This window comes from Streptomyces sp. NPDC050508, assembly GCF_040655155.1.
Taxonomy (GTDB): domain Bacteria; phylum Actinomycetota; class Actinomycetes; order Streptomycetales; family Streptomycetaceae; genus Streptomyces.
The window spans coordinates 405,917-424,647 of the sequence record NZ_JBFAJJ010000006.1 but is presented as its reverse complement, the minus strand read 5'-3'; the positions used below and the strand labels follow the sequence as shown (position 1 = coordinate 424,647).

Sequence of the window (18,731 nt, the reverse complement as noted above, 5' to 3'; positions counted from 1 at the left end):
CAGAGGGGTCGTAGCCGACCCTGAAATGCCTCTGGCATATGTCGAACGGATGTCGCGGAACGGAGGCTTCCGGGGGGCGTATTCCGCCGGAACCGCCCCGGAGGCCGTTCGGGGCGGCCATGATGGACGCATGGCGGGGCTGGAAGGTATCGGACAGCCGCGGGGACAAGGCCGTGCGACCGCGGCGCGCTGGTCGCCTGCGGTCGAGGACGAGCGGGCACTCAAGGCGATCGAGTTGTTCGGCAATCCGACGGAGGCGGAAGTTCCGCTCCCGTCCCGCCCCGAGTCCGCCGCCACGGCCCGCCGGCTCACGCAGATCGTCGTCCTGCGCCACTGGGGACTCTCCCCGAAGATGACCGAGGACGCCGTCCTACTCGTCTCGGAACTCGTCGGAAACGCCGTACGGCACACGGGCGCCCGGGTGTTCGGACTGCGGATGCGGCGCCGGCGCGGCTGGATCCGCATCGAGGTCCGTGATCCCTCGCGTGGGCTGCCCTGTCTGATGCCGGTTCAGGAGATGGACCTGAGTGGGCGTGGTCTGTTCCTCGTCGACAAACTCTCCGATCGGTGGGGCGTCGATCTGCTGCCGCGCGGCAAGACCACCTGGTTCGAGATGCGGGTCGCTGACCGCTAGGCCGGGCCGAGTTCGTGCGGGGCGCCCGAGGTGACCGCCCTGGGGGCTGCGCCCCCAGACCCCGCTTCGGCCTGAACGGCCTCGTCCTCAAGCGCCGGACGGGCTGTTCATGTCGACCGCCACTGAAAGGCGGGCGCGACCCGGAAGGGTCGCCCAATCGGGTTAATGGCCACTTTTCTTACCCAACGCCCCTTAAATGGTTCGGGTGACCACGACCGACCGCCGTACGGCGTTGCGTGCGGGTGCCGGGCTCGTCGCCGGGGGCGCGCTCGCCGCCGGATGTGCCACGACCGGCTCCGCCGCACCCCCCGCCGCCGCCCCCGCCAGCGGACCGACCTTCGCCGCCAAGGCGACGCCGCTCACCGCACCCGCCCCCCGCGCCTTCCCCCACCAGCCCGCGCAGATCACCCACGGACCCCGCGACCACCCGCGGATCGCACTCACCTTCCACGGCCAGGGCGATCCCAAGATCGCCACCGCCCTCCTCACCGAGGCCGAGAGACACGGCGCCCATGTCACCGTCCTCGCCGTCGGGACCTGGCTCGACACCCACCCCGGGATGGCCCGCCGCATCCTCGACGGCGGCCACGACCTCGGCAACCACACCCAGCGGCACATCGCCGTCAACACCCTGTCCGAGGCCGAGGCCCTGGCCGAGATCACCGGCTGCGCCGACCGCCTCAAGCGGCTCACCGGCTCGATCGGCACCTGGTTCAGGCCCTCGCGCGCCCCGACCGCGTCCCCGCTCGTCCAGCGCCTGGCCCACCGCGTGGGCTACCCGCATGTGCTGTCGTACGACGTCGACTCCCTCGACTTCACCCAGCCCGGCGCCCCCGCCGTCACCCGCAAGGTGCTCGCCGAGGTCCGCAACGGCTCCGTCGTGAGCATGCACTTCGGGTACGCCGACACGGTCGCCGCGCTCCCCGCCGTACTGCAAGAACTCGACCGCCGCGGACTGCGCGCGGTGACGACCACGGAGCTGCTGAGCTGATGCCACCCACCCCCCTCGCCCGCGCCGCCCGCGTCCTGGTCACCGGCGCCGCCCTCACCGTGCTGGCCGCCCTCGCCGGCTGCGGCTCGCAGGACCACGCCGACGAAGCCCTCGGCACCAAGGCCGCGCTCCAGCCGCAGCAGCAGAAGAAGGCACAGGTCGCACAGGGGCTGCCGGGTATGCCGCCGGTGCTCGACCCGGCCGACGTGTACGCCGCGGACCGCCCCAACCGGCTCTCCCCGGTGGTCAGGGACTTCCCGTCGCGGGTCTACGTCCCCAACACCGGCTCCAACACGGTCTCGGTGATCGACCCGAAGACGTACAAGGTCGTCGAGACCATCCCGGTCGGCGTCCAGCCCCAACACGTCGTCCCCTCCTGGGACTTGAAGACGCTGTGGGTCAACAACGACCGGGGCAACACCCTCACCCCGATCGACCCGCGAACGGGCAGGGCCGGCAAGCCCGTTGACGTGCACGACCCGTACAACCTGTACTTCACGCCCAACGGGAAGTACGCGATCGTCATGGCCTCGCTGGACCGGCAGTTGGTGTTCCGGGACGCGCACACCATGAAGACGGTGAAGGCGGTCCACGTCGGCTGCTACGGCGTCAACCACGCCGACTTCTCCCCGGACGGCCGGTACTTCATCGTCTCCTGCGAGTTCAGCGGCGAACTGCTCAAGGTCGACACCGAGAAGATGAAGGTGATCGGACAGCAGAAGCTGCCGTTCCACGGCTCGATGCCGCAGGACGTCAAGATCTCGCCGGACGGCAAGAAGTTCTACATCGCCGACATGATGGCCAACGGCGTGTGGGTGCTGAACGGCGACACCTTCGCCAAGCCGGACTTCCTGCCCACCGGCAAGGGCTGCCACGGTCTGTACATCAGCCGGGACTCGCGCGAGATGTACATCTCCAACCGCGGCGAGGGCAGCATCTCCATCTTCGACTTCACCAAGAACAAGCTCACCAAGAAGTGGCACCTCCCGGGCGGCGGCAGCCCCGACATGGGCGGCGTCTCGGCCGACGGCAAGGTCCTGTGGCTGTCCGGGCGCTACAACTCCGAGGTGTACGCCATCGACACCCGCACCGGCGCCCAGCTCGCCCGCATCAAGGTCGGCGGCGGCCCGCACGGCCTCGCCGTGTATCCGCAGCCGGGCCGCTACTCGCTCGGCCACACGGGCATCTTCCGCTGAAGCCGACCGAATTACGGCTGAAATCCGGTCAGTTGGACACGCCCCCGTACGAGTGATGATCCACAACCCGCCGCCGCGGATCCGGGATCGTGCCCTGCATGATCACCCTTCACCTGCGGCGGCGGACCGCTGCCGCCGTCCTGTCCCTCGCGGCCGTCTTCGCCACCACGGCCGCCACCGTCCCCGCCCACACCCCGGCCCGCGTCGCCGCCGCCCCGGCCTGCCCCGAGGTCGCCGACCCCGCGATGGCCGCCGTCGACCAGCGCGTGGACATCAGCCGCATCACCCCCGACCCGGTCTGGCGCACCACCTGCGGCACGCTCTACCGCAGCGACAGCCGCGGCCCGGCCGTCGTCTTCGACCAGGGCTTCGCGCCCAAGGACGTCATCAACGGCCAGTACGACATCGAGAAGTACGTCCTGGTCAACCAGCCCTCCCCGTACGTCTCGACGACGTACGACCACGACCTGTACAAGACCTGGTACAAGTCGGGCTACAACTACTACATCGACGCCCCCGGCGGCGTGGACGTCAACAAGACCATCGGTGACACCCACAAGTGGGCCGACCAGGTCGAGGTCGCCTTCCCCGGTGGCATCGCGCGGCAGTACATCATCGGCGTCTGCCCGGTCGACAAGAAGACCAAGGTCGAGATCATGAGCGACTGCGAGAGCAACCCGTACTACCAGCCGTGGCACTGACGCCTAGCGCGCGCTGAGCAGCACCGCTTCCGAACCCACCGGACGGTAGCCCGCCGCCAGGAACGCCCGCATGCTGCGGGCGTTCCCCGGCGCGACCTGCGCCCACAGCGGCTCGGCGGTGAGGTGGCGGGCGGCGGCCACCAGGGCCCGCCCCAGCCCCCGGTGTCGTACGCCCTCGTCGATCTCGACGGAGACCTCCAGCCGGCCGCCGACCCCGAGCCCCAGCACGATCACTCCACCCTCCGTCGTCCACGCGCGCACGTCGTCGCGCCGGCCGCGGGCGTACACGATCCGCGGATGGTCGCCGTCCGTGATCTCCCGCAGGGGGAGCGGGGGTTCGCCCGGCAGCGGGGAACCCACGAGCATCGCGTCGATGGTCTCCGCCCTACGGCCCGTCCGCTCCAGCAGGGCCACCAGGAACCGCGGGTTCATCGGCGCCGCGAGCGCGTCGCACGGCACGGCGGCCAGGGTGTCGTGGACCCACTGCGGATCCTCGTCCGTGAAGACGACCGCGTGCGCGGTGAAGGCGAGCACCCCCGCGTCCCGCTCGGACATCTGCGGCACGACGGTCGTACGACCGTCCGGCGGGGGGAGGACACCCTGGGCCACCGCGTCGAGAATGTCCCGCAGAGTCTCCATCACCAAGCTCCTTGTGCTGCTTGAGTCTCCACCCACTGGAAGGCCCACACTCACAGACATGATCGACGACGGCACCGGACTCCTCACCATCGGGGAGCTGGCCAGAGCCACCGGACTGACCGTGCGCACCATCCGCTACTGGTCCGACGAGGGCGTGCTCACCCCGGTGACCCGCTCCGCGGGCGGCTATCGGCTCTACGACGCCGAGTGCGCCGCCCGTCTCGAACTGATCCGTACCCTGCGCGAGTTGGGCCTCGGCCTTGACGACGTACGCAAGGTGCTGGCCGGTGAGACGACGGTCGCGGCGGTGGCCGCCGCGCATGTGGTGGCGCTGGACGCGCAGATCAAGTCGCTGAGGGTGACCCGTGCGGTGCTGTCGACCGTGGCGCGACGCGGTTCGACCGCGGAGGAGATGACGCTCATGAACAAGCTTGCGCGACTTTCGGCAGCTGAACGGAAGCGGATCATGGAGGAGTTCGTGGACGAGCTGTTCCACGGGCTCGACACCGTCGATCCGGACATCGAGGACCGGATGCGCTCCATCGCCTCGGACCTCCCGGACGACCCGACCCCCGAACAGGTCGACGCCTGGGTGGAGTTGGCGGAGATGGTGCAGGACCCGGAGTTCCGGGCGCAGATGCGCCGGGCCATGGAGTTCAACGCGTCGGACCAGGACCGCATGGCCGTCCGCGGGCGGTCCACCTGGCTCCCCATGCGGCTGGTGCAGCTGGGCGGGGAGGCCAGGGAACAGGGAATCGCCCCCGAGTCCCCGGAGGCGGAGGCGATCCTGCGGGAGGTGCTCGGCGACGGCGGCGACCCGGCCGTCGTACTCGAACGGATGCTGTCGGCGTCCAACGAACGGCTCGCCCGGTACCGGGAGTTGCTGGCCACGGCGAAGGGCGGCGGGCCCGCCGCGGCGCACCGGGAGGAGTTCGCGTGGGTGGTCGCCGCGCTGCGGGCTCGCGTGGCCGGTTAACCTGGCCTCCGTCAACAGGCGGTAAAGCGTTACGAAGGGGCGGATCCGGTGGCGGACATCGAGGAAGCACGTAAGCAGTTCGAGCGGATCGACACGGACGGTGACGGATCCATCACCGCGGCCGAGTTCAAGGCCGCCCTGGCCCAGGGAGGCGACTGGAACGTGACCGAGACGGTCGCCGAGGCCATCATCAAGAGCCGGGACCTCAACGGGGACAAGGTCCTGTCGTTCGACGAGTTCTGGGCCCACCTGAGCAAGTGACCCGAACGGAAGGGGCGCCCGTCCTTCGGTGGACGGGCGCCCCTTCCGCCATGTCCGGCGGGCGACCAGGACCGCCCCCGCCCGGCCGGTGCCCCAGACCGCCTCGCGCTCCCGGTGGCCGCGACCGCCCGTGACTCAGGCGCTCGCGGCCCACGTCTTCAGGGCCGCCTTGCTCGCGAAGTCCGCCACGTCCTTGTCATGGGGGTCGGACGTGTACTGGTGGAACTTCCAGTCCGCCTGGATGCGGGGTTTGCCGGCCGTCGTGTAGTCGGCGATCCACAGGCCGTCGCCCGCGTAGGACGTCGTGTCGATGTTCAGCCAGAAGTTGCGGTTCGTGTAGAGGATCACCCGGTTGTTGGGCCGCAGTGCCTTCACCTTCCGGATGAAGCTGTCCTTCTCCGCGTTCGTGGCGTGGGTGCCGTCGCCCGTCGTCTCCCAGTCGACCGCCAGCAAGTCGCCTGCCTTTTCGGGGGACTTGCCGACGAAGTACTCCGCCTGGGCCGTGATGTCGCCGGGCCAGAGGAAGTGGTAGAAGCCGACGACCAGTCCTGCGTCACGACCCGTTTTCGTCTGGGCGGTGAGTCTCGGGTTGACGTACGAGCGGCCCTCCGTCGCCTTGATGAAGACGAAGGAGGAGCCGTCCGTGTCGTACGCGGTGGACTGGTACGCGCTTACGTCGATGCCATGCAACATGGGGGTCTTCTGCCCCGCCCCCGCTATCCGGAACCTCAGCTTCTGGTTGCCGCCGAGCTGAGGACCGACGCCGACTTCGACGACCAGTCAGAAGTGATCACGCTTGCGTGGTCGGCGGCCAGTAGTGCCAGTTTGGCGGCGACTTCCGCGTCCGTGGGGGCGGTTGAGGAGATCGCCGGGGCCACCGCGTACGCGTCCGTCATGATCAGGATGTAGTGGTTCGTGGAGTAGAACGACGTGTCGTAGCTGTTGTTGACGTACGTCGCCGCGTCACCGTCGAAGAACACGAACCAGGGGCGGATCGACGTGTCGGAGGTCCAACGGCTCGCCCGTGGATCGCCGTTCGCTGCGCCCAGCACCGCCGGGAAGGCCTGCGCCTGGGAGATGGTGCCGGCCGCGTACAGGTCGCGCAGGTGGTCGCCGTACTCCTGGTCCGTCCAGTAGTGGTCGAACGGGTTGGCCTGCTCGACCGTGCCCGGGATCAGCTCGAAGATGAACTTGCCCTTGAGGGCGTCGCGTGACGGCCACGCGTTCGCCTGGGCCGCCGCGTCGAGCGTGGAGTAGGAGGAGCCGAGCAGGTCGGAGGGCTTGTAGACGCTGCTGCCGAGCTTCTGCGAGACCAGGGTGTCGAACGCGGTCGGGCCGAGACCGATGGTCTGGTTGAAGCCGACCTTCATCTCCACCTTGATGATGATCGGCGCGTGGTCCGGGTGCAGGGTGTTCCAGGCGGCCATGTTGTCCAGGCAGCTGCCGAGATCCTGGTTACGGTCCTTGCTGTACAGGTCGGCGGGGGTGCTCGCGTACTCGCAGTTGTTGTCGTTGGAGAACAGGTCGCTGTGGCTGACCCGCCACCGCTTGCTCAAGCTGTCGACGTAGACGTCGAGTTCGAGCAGCGAGGCCCCGGAGTCCAACGCCTGCGCCCAGTACGTGTACTTGTCCTTCTCGTACGCGTTGTGCGTCCCGATCGTCGTCGTCTCGGAGAACTTCGGCGCTGCCGCGTGGGCGTTGCCCGCGGCCCCCGTCAACAGCAGAGCCGTGGCGCCGAGCAGCGCCGCCAGCCGTCTTATCGCCTTCATGAGTCTCAAGTCCCCTTCGCCGTGGCCTAGTTGGCGCCTTGTTGGCGGCAGCAGCGTAGGGCGAAGGGGTTACTGCCCGGTAGCCCCTGGAGGAACATCGGCTTCCGTCTGCCCCGGGTGGAGAGTATTATTTTCGTTTCACGAACATTGCGTTCTGTTTCAGGAGAACCATATTCTCGGATGATGAATCGTCCTGGCATGGGGTTCGCTCTTCGTTTCGACTTCCGCAACCCGGAGTCGGCCGGTACATCCATGGCGGACCGTTACGCGGCCGCCCTCGACATGGCCGAGTGGGCCGACGGGCTCGGCTGTACGCGGATCACCGTCTCCGAGCACCACGGTTCGCCGGACGGCTATCTGCCCAGCCCCGTCCAGATGCTCGCGGCGATGGCGGCCCGCACGAAGCAAGTCCGCTTCCTGGTCGCCGCGTTGATCGCGCCCTTCCACGATCCGCTGCGCCTGGCGGAGGAGTTGACGGTCCTCGACAACATCAGCCGGGGGCGCGTCGACCTGATCGTCGCGGGCGGCTATGTGCACGAGGAGTTCGCCATGTTCGGCGTGCCGATGAACGAGCGGGCTCGGCGGGTCACCGAGGCGGTGACCACCCTCAAGTCGGCGTTCACGGGGGAGCCGTTCGGCTACCGGGGCCGCACGGTGCGCGTCACGCCCGCGCCGCACCGGCCGGGCGGCCCCACCGTCCTGCTCGGCGGCAGCAGCGAACCGGCGGCGCGCCGGGCAGCCCGGATCGCCGACGGGTTCGTCCCCTCGGTGCCCGAGGTGTGGGAGTACTACCGCGACGAGGTCGGCAAGCTGGGCCGCCCCGACCCCGGCCCCAGCCCGATCGGGCCGAACCAGGTGGTGGCCCTCGCCGAGGATCCCGAGGAGGGCTGGGAGCGGATGGCGCCGTTCTTCCTGCACGAGACGAACGCCTACGGCGAGTGGCAGGCCCAGGACGACGTGGCCGCGCCCTTCCGTACGGCCGACGGCCTGGCGGAACTGCGGCGCGGTGACCAGTACCGGGTCCTGACGCCCGAACGTTTCGTGACCGAACTGAAGGCCGCGCCAAGGCCGTTCACCCAGTTCCATCCGCTGTGCGGGGGTATGCCGATGGACCTGGCGTGGTCCAGCCTGCGGCTGTTCGAGCGGGAGGTGCTGCCCGCGTTCGGCTAGCCGCGCGGCACATCTGGGAACTTCCGGGGAACCCGGGCCCGCTGCGGGCCGCCCCGCCCCTGTGACCTGCACCCGTCACCCCGGCACGCAAGCCTTCGAAGGAGCGGCGGCCGCGCTGTGCGGGCTCGTTGCGATGGCCCGACTCCGGGGCGCCGGCGCCGAGTTCGGGTTCGCCACCGGTCGCCCGCCCCGCCTGATGGACCCGATCGCCGACGCGTTCGGTCCGTTCGGAACGGCCATTTGCTCCAACGGGTCGCTGGTCTACGGCATGGGCACCCGAAGTGTCGTGACGGAGCACGCCATCGACCCCCGCACGCTCGCCGAGACTGTCCGCCGACTCCGAGCCGCGATCCCGGGGATGGGCCTCGCGGTCGAGCACGCCGACATCACCGTCCGGCGCCCCGGCGAGACCGGTCTGTGGAACCGCCCGGCCCCCAACTCGTGGGCCGCCAACCGCACTTGTCCGCCGACGAGTTGCTCGCCCTCGCCGCGCTCGAACTGGCTGACTTGGTCACCGTCTACCACTCCAACGGCGAGCGGCTGGTCGAGGCCATCGCCGCGGGCGTGAGCAAGGCCCACGCACTACGGCACTTCGCGGCCGACCGCGGCATCACGGCCGTAGAGACGATGGCCTTCGGCGACATGCCCAACGACCTGCCGATGCCCGCCTGGGCGGGCACGTCCTACGCCGTCGCCAACGCCCACCCGAGTGTTCTGGACGCGGTCACCCACGTCACCCTGTCCAACGACCAGGACGGGGTGGCGCAGGTGATCGAGCGGCACTTCCCGGAAGGGCGGTAGGTGCCATTGGCCGGCGCCGTCGGCGCCGGGCACCGTGAGGTTTCAACTCGGGTTTCCGGGCCACCCGTTGAGCATGTCCACACGCTACGGCGGAAGCCCCGCGGGGACGGTCATCTCCGTCATCGCGGATATCGCGGCACTGATCCTGATCCTGTGGGTCGGCCTCTACCTGTTCGACGCCAACACCGCGAACAGCACGGTCTCCTGGGTCCACGACGCGGCCAACTGGCTCTCGGGCTGGTCGCACAACCTGTTCACCATCCACTCGGCCGACTGGCGCACCGTGGTCAACTACGGCCTGCCCGCGCTCGTCTACCTGTTCATCGGTCACGCCGTGGCCAGTGGGGTCAGCCGGAGTTAGCCCCCGCCAGACCCCCGGACCTCTGGACGGCTAGATCTCGGGGCCGTGGGGATAGGTGGCCGACCGGTGCTGGAAGGAGAGGATCTTCGGGTTCTGGACGACTCCGTCCCGGATCTCGATGGCCTTCCGTACCGTGACGTCGCTGTCCCACGCCGCGGGGCCGCTCATGACCTTGCGCAGATAGGGCAGCAGCGCCTCGCTGATCTCCCAGGTGGCCGAGTTCCACAGGTGGGACGGGCTGTGGTCCACCGCGTAGTAGTGGCAGCCCGGCCCGACCGTGGACATCGGGTCGCCGAAGCCGCTCGGGCGGGCCCACGCGAAGCCCATGCCCTCGTCGCAGGCGACGTCGATGAAGAAGGTCCCCGGCTGGAACAGGGCAAGTTCCTCGTCGTTGACGAACATCAGCGGCGCGTCGGTGTCCTGCAGGACGCAGTTGACGACGATGTCGAACCCGGCCAGGTACTGCGCGAGCGGCACGGGCCCGAGCCCGGTGACCGCCTGCAGGCGCGACGGGTCGCCCTCCTGCTCCTCGAAGTGGCCCATCACGACCGACGGCATCGGTGAGGCCACCGCCGCGGCGGCCCGCTGGGTGAGCACCGTGACGTCGGAGACACCCATCGCGCCCAGTCCCGTGACCGCGCCGCGCGCCGTGGCGCCGAAGCTTATGACCACCGCGCGCAGCCGCCGCCCGTAGCTGCCGGTCAGCCCGCCGAGCTGGAGGGCGTGCAGCACCGAGCAGTAGCCGGCGAGCTCGTTGTTCTTGTGGAAGACGTGGACGCTGAAGGCACCCGTGGACGTCCAGTGGTTCATGGCCTCCCAGGCGATCAGGGTCAGCCGTCGGTCGATGCCGATCTGCGTCGTCTTCTCGTCCTGCACACAGTGCGGCCAGCCCCACAGCACCTGGCCCTCGCGCAGCTCGGCGAGGTCGTCGTGCATGGGCTTGGGCAGCAGCATGATGTCGCACTCGGCGACCAGCTGCTCACGGGAACGCAGACCGGCGACGAGGGGGCGCAGCGCGTCGTCACCGACGCCGAACCGTTCGCCGTAGCCCTGTTCGAGGAAGATTCGCTCCCTTATGTCCGGGGCGATCCGGCCGAGATGGCGGGGGTGCAGGGGCAGACGGAACTCGTTCTCCTTGCGGGAGGAGGAGAGTACTCCGAGACTCATCAGACTCATGTGGGGCGGCTCTTTTCCGGCCGGACACGAAGCGCTCCGGCGTTGCCGTTCCCCGAGGGCGACGCCGAAACGGCTGACGGCGTGCGAAGTGCGCTCGGTACGGCCACGGTACTCCAGTCCGGAAAGGGCCGGATTCCACCGTAGGGGTGAAGCGGGTTACCGCCTCCTGCCGGTCAGGTCCCGGTACAGGGCCACGCGCTCCTCGGGCGACTTGGCCTTGGCCGGTTCGGTCTTCCATGCCTTGTGCCGGCCGAACTGGCTCATGGTGTCGCCGATCTTCAGGTGCTCCTTGGTGATGTGGAGCCACTGGGGCAGCTCGTAGCCGTGGGCGACGTCGTCCTTGCACCCGACGGCGGGAAGTCCCGGCCGTCGGTCTACCGGGGTGCGGGCAGTTCCACCGTGATGCGGAGGCCGCCGGCGGGGCGCGGGGTGAGGGTGAGCGTTCCGTCGTGGGCGAGCGTGATGGTCTTGACGATCGCCAGGCCGAGGCCGACGCCCGCGTGGTCGGTGCGGATCCGCTCGGTGCCGCGCTGGAACGGCTCGGTGAGGGTCGAGACCAGCTGAGGGGTGAGTGGGTCGCCGGTGTTCTCGACCGTGAGTGCCACCGTCTTGGGGCGGACGCCGGTGCTCACCCACACGGTGCCCCGCTCGGGCAGGTTGTGGACGATCGCGTTCTGCACGAGGTTCGTGGTCAGCTGGAGCAGGAGCGCCTGTGATCCCGTCGTGGGGGTGATGTCGCCGCTGGTCTCGATGGTGACGCCGTGCTTCTCCGCGAGCGGGAGGAGTGTTTCGGTGGCTTCTTCCGCCACGAGGGACAGGTCGACGTGTTCCCGGGTGAAGGACCGCTGGTTGGCGCGGCTGAGCAGGAGCAGTGCTTCGGTGAGGTCGATCGCCCGGGTGTTGACGGCGTGCAGGCGGTCGACGATCTCGCCGAGGTCCTGTGCCGGATCGCTGCGGGCCACGTCGAGCAGTGTCCGCGAGATCGCCAGCGGGGTGCGCAACTCGTGCGAGGCGTTGGCCGCGAAGCGCTGCTGTTCGGCGACGTGCGCTTCGAGCCGGGCGAGCATCGCGTCGAAGTCGTCGGCGAGTTCACGGAACTCGTCCCTGCGGCCCGGCAGTTGGATCCGGTGGGAGAGGGATCCCTGCGTGGCCGTGCGGGTGGCGTCCGTGATGCGGGTCAGCGGGGCGAGCATGCGGCCGGCGAGGATCCACCCACCGAGGAGACCGAACACCAGCAGGAACGCCAGTACGCCGGCTGCCCTCGGAGCGAAGACCTCCAGGAGGGCGGACCGGATGGGGAAGACACCGTTCGGCCTGTCCTCGGGGTCGATGAGCATCGCGCGATCGGGGACGTACCGCAGGAGGAACACCCACACCGCTGCGAGCAGCAGCACCCCGGCGATCATCAGGAACCCGGCGTAGCTGAGGGTGAGTTTGAGGCGAACGCTCAACCCGGGCGTCCTATCCACGGTCCCCTCCCTCGTGCCCGGCCTCCGGTCGCGTGTCGATGCGGTACCCGGCGCCGGGCACCGTGGCGATGACCCAGGGTTCGCCGAGCCGCTTGCGCAGTGCCGAGACGGTGATGCGTACGGCGTTGGTGAACGGGTCCGCGTTCTCGTCCCACGCGCGTTCCAGCAGCTCTTCGGCGCTGATGACACCGCCCTCGGCGGCGATGAGGACTTCGAGTACGGCGAACTGCTTCCGGGTGAGCGCGACATAGCGGCCGTCGCGGTGGACCTCGCGGCGGAACGGATCCAGCCGGAGACCCGCGATCTCGCTGACCGGGGGCCGGGCGTGCGCGCGTCTGCGGTCGAGCGCCCTCAGCCGCATGACGAGCTCCCGGAGCTCGAACGGTTTGGTGAGGTAGTCGTCGGCGCCGAGCCCGAACCCGGAGGCCTTGTCGTCGAGCCGGTCCGCAGCGGTGAGCATGAGGATCGGCATGCCGCTGCCGGAGGCGACGATGCGGGTGGCGACCTCGTCGCCGGAGGGGCCGGGGATGTCGCGGTCGAGGACGGCGACGTCGTAGGTGTTGATGCCCAGCAGTTCCAGAGCGGTGTCGCCGTCGCCCGCGATGTCGGCCGCGATGGCTTCCAGGCGCAGTCCGTCGCGGACGGCCTCTGCCATATACGGTTCGTCCTCCACGATCAGCACACGCATGCTGCCGATGCTACGAGCCGGTACCTATCGTCGGCGTATCGAGAACCGCATACGCGCAGGCAACACCGCGCGGCCTTGACTGGCGGAATGACTCGAACCACCGCGGCCCTCGGCCACAAGGCAGTTGGTGCCGTGCCCTTCCCCTTCCCCTTCCATTTCCATGGCAACTTCCATCTCAACAGCGGCCGGCGTTCAGCGATGAGCGAGGGCTGACGATGGCGCAGGACCTGGACGTGGACACCGGGACCCGGCGCGCGCGTATCCGCCGGGCGATCCGTAGCGTCTCCCGGCCCGGGCCCTGGAAGCGCGGCCCGGTGCTCGTGGCACTGGCGCTGCTGCTCGGCCTGCTCATGCTGCTGCACGCCCGGATCCCGGACGTCGGGGGCGTCGGCAGCCTGGTGGAGAACCTCCTGCCATGGTTCGGCGTGTTCGTCCCGGTGCTGCTGGCCGGAGCGCTCTGGCGCCGCTCCGCCTCCGCGACGGCCGCGCTGCTGGTGCCGGTGATCGTGTGGCTGAACCTCTTCGGCGGGCTGCTCGGCGACAGGTCCCGGCCGGGCGGCGACCTCACCGTGGTCAGCCACAACGTCAGCGCGGACAACCCCGACCCGGCCGGCACCGCCCGCGACCTGGCCGCCTCCGGCGCGGACGTGCTGGCACTGGAGGAGATCACCCCGCAGGCCAGGGGCACGTACGAGAAGGAGTTGGCGAAGGCGTACCGGTACCACACGGTGCGGGGCACGGTCGGGCTGTGGAGCAGGCTGCCGCTGTCGGACACCCGGCCCGTCGACCTCAAGGCGGACTACGGGCCGCTGGCGGCCACCAAGCCGGTCGACAGCTGGATGGCCGACGCCCGGGCACTGCGCACCACCGTGGCCACGGACCACGGGCCGCTCGCGGTCTATGTGGCCCACCTGGGTTCCGTACGCGTGAATCCCCGGACGGGCTTCTGGACGGAGTCGCGGGACAGGGGTGTGCGGGCGCTCGACGAGGCCGTCGCCGCCGAACGGAACAAGCGGGTGGTGCTGCTCGGCGACCTCAACGGCACCACGGACGACCGCGCGTTCGCCGACCTCACCTCGCGACTGCACTCGGCCCAGGACGAGGCGGGGGACGGCTTCGGCTTCAGCTGGCCGGCGGCGTTCCCGATCGCGCGGATCGACCAGATCCTGGTCCGGGGCGTGGCGCCGAGGAGCGCGTGGGTACTGCCGGACACCGGCAGCGACCACCTGCCGGTGGCGGCCCGCATCAGCTGGTGACCCGGCCGGTCAGTGCCGCCGAGCACCTGGCGTTCGTACGGACGAGGGAGCCGAGGGTGGGCCCGCCGTCGCAGGTGACGGCGGGCCCTGCTCGCTTGCTCAGGCCGCGTAGAGATCGAACGTGGAGCCGTGGCGTTCGCTGGTCAGTACTTCGAGGTGGGGGTCGACGGTCAGGATGGCCTGGTGCAGCCGTTGCAACTGGGGTGACGGTTCCACGCCCAGCTCCTCTATCAGGCGGATGCGTAGTTTGCGGTAGACGTCCAGGGCGGCTGCCTGGCGGCCGGAGCGGTAGAGGGCGACCATCGCCTGGGAATGCAGCCCCTCGTGCTGCGGGTGACGTGAGATCAACTCGAAGAGTTCGGCGATGAGCCGGGAGTGCTTGCCCAGGCGGAGATCGGCATCGATGCGGCGCTCCGTGGTGATCAGCCGGGACTCCTCCAGGCGCAGGACCTCGATCTCCAGGATCGGCCCGACGCGTACGTCGACGAGGGCCGGACCCTGCCACAGGGACAGCGCCTTGGAGAAGGTCCCTGACGCCTGGTCGTCCCGGTTCTGCTCGAAGGCGCACTGCGCGCCGGCCACCAACTGCTCGTACTCACGCACGTCGGAACAGGTCGGTTCGACCTGGAGCACATAACCGCCGTGCCGGGTGGCCAGCACGTCCTTCGCCGTTCCCAGGGCGTCCGGGCCCATCGCCGTTCCCAGACGTCGACGGAGTTGGAGTATGTACGTCTGCAGCGTGGTCAGCGCGCTCGCGGGTGGTTCTGTACCCCAGATCTCGTCCATCAGTGTGGAAACAGGTAATACCTTTCCGGGATGGAGTGCCAGGAGGGCCAGGATCTGGCGCGGCTTCCCCGCAGTCGGCACGATGGACTGTCCTCGGATGGTCGCCCCGAGGGGGCCAAGAAGCTGAATCTGCACGATCTCTCCCCGTTTCTCGTCGCGCTACGCCGAGTCAACGATGAGTCAAGAGTCGACGTCAAGGGCACGGTGACCTGATCCGTGCTCCCGCTGCTCGCTTATCCACTAGCGCTCGACTGCGTCTCCGTTTTTGTGTCGTGGCACCTATCGGGAGTCGGCGGGTAAGCCGCATTTCGGATATCTATTCACATGTGCCCCCCTCTGCGTATTTCTTTGCGAGGTCGAGTGTCGCGGTGCTGTTCCGGCCGAGTGCCCCGCGCACGTATGCGCGGGCCGTGGCCACGTCGGCGTTCTCGCCGAGCACCTGCCGGATGTTCTCCTCGCGCAGAATGACGCCGTGGTGCGAGGTGACCGTCACGCCCGACACGTCGGGGACGACCTGCCACTCGCCGACATGGGCCGACATCAGCGCGGGCGTCACGGTCTGCTTGTAGACGATGCGGCCGGCGTGCGGGAAGCAGACGCGGACCGATTCGGTGGTGTGGGTGGAGCCGTCCGCGGTGCGGGTGTCCATGGACATCACCTGGACGCCGGGCTCGTCCTCGACCACGTCCAGCCGGGTGACGTGCGGGACGAGCTCGGGCCAGTCACGCACCCGGTAGAGGAACTCGTAGACCCGCTCGGCGGGCCCGTCGACCCGGACGGAGTCCTCGAAGGACAGCACCAGGTCGTCCAGGCGTGCCCAGCGCTCGGCCAGGTTCTTCAGACTCGCCAGCTCCGTACGGCTGTTGGTGTCGGTCGCCTGCTCGACCCACGCCACGTCGGCGGCCGAGTCGCCCTCGACCGTGAAGTCGTGCAGCAGGACCAGCCTCGACTCCGTCGCGCCCAGCGGCTCGACGATCCAGGTGCCGCCCATGGTCTTCACCGGAGCCGCCGACTGCTCCTGGCGGAACTCCACCCGCCGCCGTTCCCCGTCCAGCACCCGGCGCGAGGTCCAGGACTTCGTCCGGCCGTTGGCCGTGGCCCACATGCGCAGCCGCTCCTGCCGGCCGTCGGACTCCAGCTGCTCCACATGGATGTTCGGCGGGAAGTGGAGCGGCCATCTGACCGCGTCGGAGACGATCCCGTAGACCACGCTCGCGGGCGCGGCCACGGCGATCTCGTGCGTCGTACGGTGCACTCGCTCGACAGACATCTCAACAGCCTCTTTCCGGATCAGAAGTTGCCCAGGCCGCCGCAGACGTTGAGCGCCTGCGCGGTGATGGAGGCGGCCTGCTCGGTGGTCAGATAGCAGACGAGGCCGGCCACCTCCTCGGGGGTGGAGTAGCGCCCGAGCGGGATCTTCGCCTCGAACTGCTCCCGTACGTCGTCCTGCGTGGTGCCCCAGGCGGCGGCGTAGCCCTGGCGGACCCGCTCGGCCATCGGCGTCTCGACATAGCCGGGGCAGACGGCGTTCACGGTGATGCCGGCCGGGGCCAGCTCCTTGCCCAGGGCCTTGGTGAAGCCGACGACACCGTGCTTGGACGCGGAGTAGGGGGCGCCCAGCAGAACGCCCTGCTTGCCCGCGGTCGAGGCGACGTTGATGACCCTGCCGTAGCCGGCAGCGGCCAGACCCCCGTGGGTGAGGACCTCGCGGGTCACCCGGAAGACGCTGTTGAGGTTCGTGTCGATGACGTCGTACCAGAGCTCGTCCGTGATGCCGGCCGTCGGACCGCCTCCGCTGCGTCCCGCGTTGTTGACCAGGACGTTCACCGGTCCGAAGGTCGCCACCACGGTACGGACCAGGGCCGCCACGGAGTCGGTGGAGCGCACGTCGGCCGCCACGCCCGCCACCTCCAGGCCCTCCCCGCGCAGCTCCTTGACGGTCTGCTCGACCTTGTCCTCGCTACGGGCGCAGAGGAACACCCGGTGTCCGCGGCGGCCGAGTTCCCGGGCCACGGCGAGGCCGATGCCACTCGTGCCCCCGGTGACCAGGGTTACCGGGTTCGTCACTGTCGTCATCGGTCCACCTTCCAAGCGGCGTTGGTGGGTCCGACCGTGTCCCGGACCGCTCGAAAGCCGGACGAAGACCGCTTGAGGGGACGGGCTCGACGAGGCCTCGAAGCCCGCTCGACCCGGGTGCCGGACCGTGGCGGAAACGACGGAACGGAGATGTCCATGACCATCCACGCCACTGTCCGGCCGCAGTCCGCCGGGGCGTTCGCCGTGCTGTACGCGCAGGTCCAGCAGTTCTACGCCCACCAGATGCAGCTGCTCGACCTCGGCGAGTGCGAGCGGTGGGCGGCGACCTTCACCCAGGACGCCACCTTCGACGTACCGACACTGCCCGAACCGGTGACCGGGCGCGCGGCCCTCGCCACGGCCACCGGCCGCACGGCGGCCCAGCTGGCCGCGAGCGGCACCCGGCACCGGCACCTCGTGGGCATGTTCGACGTCGTGGAGCAGCCGGACGGCACGGTGGGCGTGCGCTCGTACGCCATCGTCTACGCCTCACAGATCGGCGGTGCGTCGCAGGTGCACCGCGTGTGCGTCTGCGACGACGTGCTGGTGCGCGTGGACGGCGAACTCCAGGTCGCCACCCGCAGGGTCACCCGTGACGACCTCGCCTGAGCCGGGCTCAAGCGGCTCGCGTGCGCTGCTCCATCGCGGGCCGTCAGGCTCACCGTCAACCAACAGCCGTACGACATTGGGGTGTGCCGACATGCAGCAGACGACAATCAACGCTCCGGAGGTCTCGGCCCACCGGGAGGCGGTCCAGCGCGCGGCCGACCGTCTCGTCGAACTGGGCGCCGCCGGCGTGCAGTTCAGGGTCACCCGGGGGGAGCACGCGTTCGTCGTGACCTCCGGCGTCGCCGAACTGGGCACGGACCGGCCGGTTCCCGAGGACGGCCGGTTCCGGATCTCCTGCATCACCAAGCCGTTCGTCTCCGTGGTGGTGCTGCAACTGGTCGCCGAGGGCCGGATCGAGCTGGACCGCACCGTGGAGAGCTACCTCCCGGGTCTGCTGCCGTACGGAGAGCGGATCACCGTCCGCAACCTGCTGCAGCACACCAGCGGCCTCTACAACTACGCCGACTCCTTCCAGAAGCCCGGCGACCGCTTCCTGCGCGACCGCTACAACCACTACGAGCCCGAGACCCTGATCGCCATCGCGGCCGGCAAGCCGCTGGAGTTCGAGCCGGGGAAGGAGTTCGCCTACTGCAACACCAACTACTTCATCATCGGCCTGCTCATCGGGAAGGTGACCGGCCGCTCGTACCGCGACGAGATCCGCGAACGCGTCCTGGAGCCGCTCGGGCTGAAGGAGACCACACTGCCGGGCGACGCCCCGGAGATTCCCGAACCGCACGCGCACGGCTACATGCGGATCGGCGGCCGTACGGAGGACGTCACGCTGATGAACCCCTCCGAGGCCGGCTGCGCGGGCGAGATCATCTCGACCACGGCGGACCTGGACCGGTTCCTGACCGGGCTGTTCGGCGGGAAGCTGCTCGCCGAGCCGGAGTTCAAGGAGATGACCACCCCGCTGCCCGGCGAGATGATCAGGGACCTTCCCATGGGCATCGGCTACGGCCTGGGACTGATGAAGCTCCAGAACGACAAGGACCTGGACCTGTGGGGGCACGGGGCGGGCATCCCCGGGTACGCCACGTTCGCGGCGACCACGCCCGACCTGGGGATCCGGGTCCAGCTGTCGATCACGCTGGACGAGGACTTCACCAAGGAGGCCGAGCAGGCGGTCATCCGGGGCGTCAACACCGCCGTCTGCTTCTGAGGCCGCG

General features: G+C 69.4%; 21 protein-coding genes and 1 pseudogene. 13 read left to right on the top strand and 9 right to left on the bottom strand.

The features are described from left to right. Window positions 1-130: 130 nt before the first annotated feature. The 4 genes from AB0I69_RS20210 to AB0I69_RS20195 all read left to right on the top strand — a co-directional run bounded on the left by AB0I69_RS20210 (window position 131) and on the right by AB0I69_RS20195 (window position 3,522). Window positions 131-634 (top strand): ATP-binding protein, encoded by a 504-nt coding sequence (locus AB0I69_RS20210; RefSeq protein ID WP_363096993.1) that lies wholly within the window; start codon window positions 131-133, stop codon window positions 632-634. A 196-nt stretch (window positions 635-830) separates the two neighbouring features. Beyond that, entirely contained in the window at window positions 831-1,625 is a 795-nt protein-coding gene (locus AB0I69_RS20205; protein WP_363096992.1) for a polysaccharide deacetylase family protein, read from the top strand. After that, window positions 1,625-2,821 (top strand): hypothetical protein, encoded by a 1,197-nt coding sequence (locus AB0I69_RS20200; RefSeq protein ID WP_363096991.1) that lies wholly within the window; start codon window positions 1,625-1,627, stop codon window positions 2,819-2,821. The genes AB0I69_RS20205 and AB0I69_RS20200 overlap by 1 nt, the downstream gene beginning before the upstream one ends. 98 nt (window positions 2,822-2,919) lie before the next feature. Further along, window positions 2,920-3,522, top strand: coding sequence for an ADP-ribosyltransferase (locus AB0I69_RS20195; protein WP_363096990.1), 603 nt, complete (start codon window positions 2,920-2,922; stop codon window positions 3,520-3,522). Window positions 3,523-3,525: 3 nt separating this feature from the next. On the opposite strand, the gene AB0I69_RS20190 is transcribed toward AB0I69_RS20195, so the two are convergent. Next, the gene (locus AB0I69_RS20190) at window positions 3,526-4,161 is read right to left on the bottom strand and encodes a GNAT family N-acetyltransferase (RefSeq protein WP_363096989.1); all 636 of its coding nucleotides are present in this window, start codon (window positions 4,159-4,161) and stop codon (window positions 3,526-3,528) included. A gap of 58 nt (window positions 4,162-4,219) precedes the next feature. Here AB0I69_RS20190 and AB0I69_RS20185 point away from each other — a divergent pair, with 58 nt between their 5' ends. Together AB0I69_RS20185 and AB0I69_RS20180 are read left to right on the top strand one after the other, a co-directional pair. Next, entirely contained in the window at window positions 4,220-5,137 is a 918-nt protein-coding gene (locus AB0I69_RS20185) for a MerR family transcriptional regulator (RefSeq protein ID WP_363096988.1), read from the top strand. A 48-nt stretch (window positions 5,138-5,185) separates the two neighbouring features. Next, window positions 5,186-5,398 carry an EF-hand domain-containing protein gene (locus tag AB0I69_RS20180; RefSeq protein WP_363096987.1) on the top strand — a complete coding sequence of 71 codons (213 nt, stop codon included), beginning with the start codon at window positions 5,186-5,188 and terminating at the stop codon, window positions 5,396-5,398. Between the two features lie 135 nt (window positions 5,399-5,533). Here the strand turns inward: AB0I69_RS20180 and AB0I69_RS20175 are convergent, their stop codons facing one another. Further along, a complete protein-coding gene (locus AB0I69_RS20175) occupies window positions 5,534-6,091 on the bottom strand; it encodes a glycoside hydrolase family 25 protein (RefSeq protein WP_363096986.1) in 558 nt (185 codons plus the stop codon). Between the two features lie 35 nt (window positions 6,092-6,126). Continuing rightward, window positions 6,127-7,167, bottom strand: a complete 1,041-nt coding sequence (locus AB0I69_RS20170) for a phosphatidylinositol-specific phospholipase C domain-containing protein (RefSeq protein WP_363096985.1) — start codon at window positions 7,165-7,167, stop codon at window positions 6,127-6,129. 198 nt (window positions 7,168-7,365) lie between these two features. Here AB0I69_RS20170 and AB0I69_RS20165 point away from each other — a divergent pair, with 198 nt between their 5' ends. The 4 genes and pseudogenes from AB0I69_RS20165 to AB0I69_RS20150 all read left to right on the top strand — a co-directional run bounded on the left by AB0I69_RS20165 (window position 7,366) and on the right by AB0I69_RS20150 (window position 9,499). Continuing rightward, complete coding sequence (locus tag AB0I69_RS20165) at window positions 7,366-8,337, top strand: LLM class flavin-dependent oxidoreductase (RefSeq protein WP_363096984.1); 972 nt, start codon at window positions 7,366-7,368, stop codon at window positions 8,335-8,337. A gap of 133 nt (window positions 8,338-8,470) precedes the next feature. Next, a pseudogene (locus tag AB0I69_RS20160) lies at window positions 8,471-8,620 on the top strand (HAD hydrolase family protein); the annotation flags it as partial. Window positions 8,621-8,754: 134 nt separating this feature from the next. Next, window positions 8,755-9,138: an HAD hydrolase family protein gene (locus tag AB0I69_RS20155; RefSeq protein WP_363096983.1), complete on the top strand. Its 384-nt coding sequence runs from the start codon at window positions 8,755-8,757 to the stop codon at window positions 9,136-9,138. A gap of 73 nt (window positions 9,139-9,211) precedes the next feature. Beyond that, window positions 9,212-9,499, top strand: a complete 288-nt coding sequence (locus tag AB0I69_RS20150; RefSeq protein WP_363096982.1) for a hypothetical protein — start codon at window positions 9,212-9,214, stop codon at window positions 9,497-9,499. Between the two features lie 30 nt (window positions 9,500-9,529). Here AB0I69_RS20150 and AB0I69_RS20145 read toward each other — a convergent pair whose 3' ends face one another. The 3 genes from AB0I69_RS20145 to AB0I69_RS20135 all read right to left on the bottom strand — a co-directional run bounded on the left by AB0I69_RS20145 (window position 9,530) and on the right by AB0I69_RS20135 (window position 12,832). Then, window positions 9,530-10,675: a N(5)-(carboxyethyl)ornithine synthase gene (locus AB0I69_RS20145; protein WP_363096981.1), complete on the bottom strand. Its 1,146-nt coding sequence runs from the start codon at window positions 10,673-10,675 to the stop codon at window positions 9,530-9,532. A 374-nt stretch (window positions 10,676-11,049) separates the two neighbouring features. Next, on the bottom strand, window positions 11,050-12,126 hold the full coding sequence (locus AB0I69_RS20140; RefSeq protein WP_363097123.1) for a HAMP domain-containing sensor histidine kinase: 1,077 nt from the start codon (window positions 12,124-12,126) through the stop codon (window positions 11,050-11,052). 10 nt (window positions 12,127-12,136) lie between these two features. Beyond that, complete coding sequence (locus AB0I69_RS20135) at window positions 12,137-12,832, bottom strand: response regulator transcription factor (RefSeq protein ID WP_363096980.1); 696 nt, start codon at window positions 12,830-12,832, stop codon at window positions 12,137-12,139. 215 nt (window positions 12,833-13,047) lie between these two features. Between AB0I69_RS20135 and AB0I69_RS20130 the strand changes: the two genes are divergently transcribed. Further along, window positions 13,048-14,088 (top strand): endonuclease/exonuclease/phosphatase family protein, encoded by a 1,041-nt coding sequence (locus tag AB0I69_RS20130; protein WP_363096979.1) that lies wholly within the window; start codon window positions 13,048-13,050, stop codon window positions 14,086-14,088. A gap of 99 nt (window positions 14,089-14,187) precedes the next feature. On the opposite strand, the gene AB0I69_RS20125 is transcribed toward AB0I69_RS20130, so the two are convergent. The 3 genes from AB0I69_RS20125 to fabG form a co-directional block, all read right to left on the bottom strand. Beyond that, window positions 14,188-15,009, bottom strand: coding sequence for an AfsR/SARP family transcriptional regulator (locus tag AB0I69_RS20125; protein ID WP_363096978.1), 822 nt, complete (start codon window positions 15,007-15,009; stop codon window positions 14,188-14,190). 181 nt (window positions 15,010-15,190) lie between these two features. Further along, complete coding sequence (locus tag AB0I69_RS20120) at window positions 15,191-16,144, bottom strand: aromatase/cyclase (RefSeq protein WP_363096977.1); 954 nt, start codon at window positions 16,142-16,144, stop codon at window positions 15,191-15,193. Window positions 16,145-16,164: 20 nt separating this feature from the next. Next, the gene (gene fabG, locus AB0I69_RS20115) at window positions 16,165-16,950 is read right to left on the bottom strand and encodes a 3-oxoacyl-ACP reductase FabG (protein WP_363096976.1); all 786 of its coding nucleotides are present in this window, start codon (window positions 16,948-16,950) and stop codon (window positions 16,165-16,167) included. Between the two features lie 156 nt (window positions 16,951-17,106). Here fabG and AB0I69_RS20110 point away from each other — a divergent pair, with 156 nt between their 5' ends. Both AB0I69_RS20110 and AB0I69_RS20105 read left to right on the top strand, forming a co-directional pair. Beyond that, window positions 17,107-17,559, top strand: coding sequence for a nuclear transport factor 2 family protein (locus AB0I69_RS20110; protein WP_363096975.1), 453 nt, complete (start codon window positions 17,107-17,109; stop codon window positions 17,557-17,559). Between the two features lie 91 nt (window positions 17,560-17,650). Continuing rightward, window positions 17,651-18,724: a serine hydrolase domain-containing protein gene (locus AB0I69_RS20105; protein WP_363096974.1), complete on the top strand. Its 1,074-nt coding sequence runs from the start codon at window positions 17,651-17,653 to the stop codon at window positions 18,722-18,724. Window positions 18,725-18,731 lie beyond the last annotated feature (7 nt).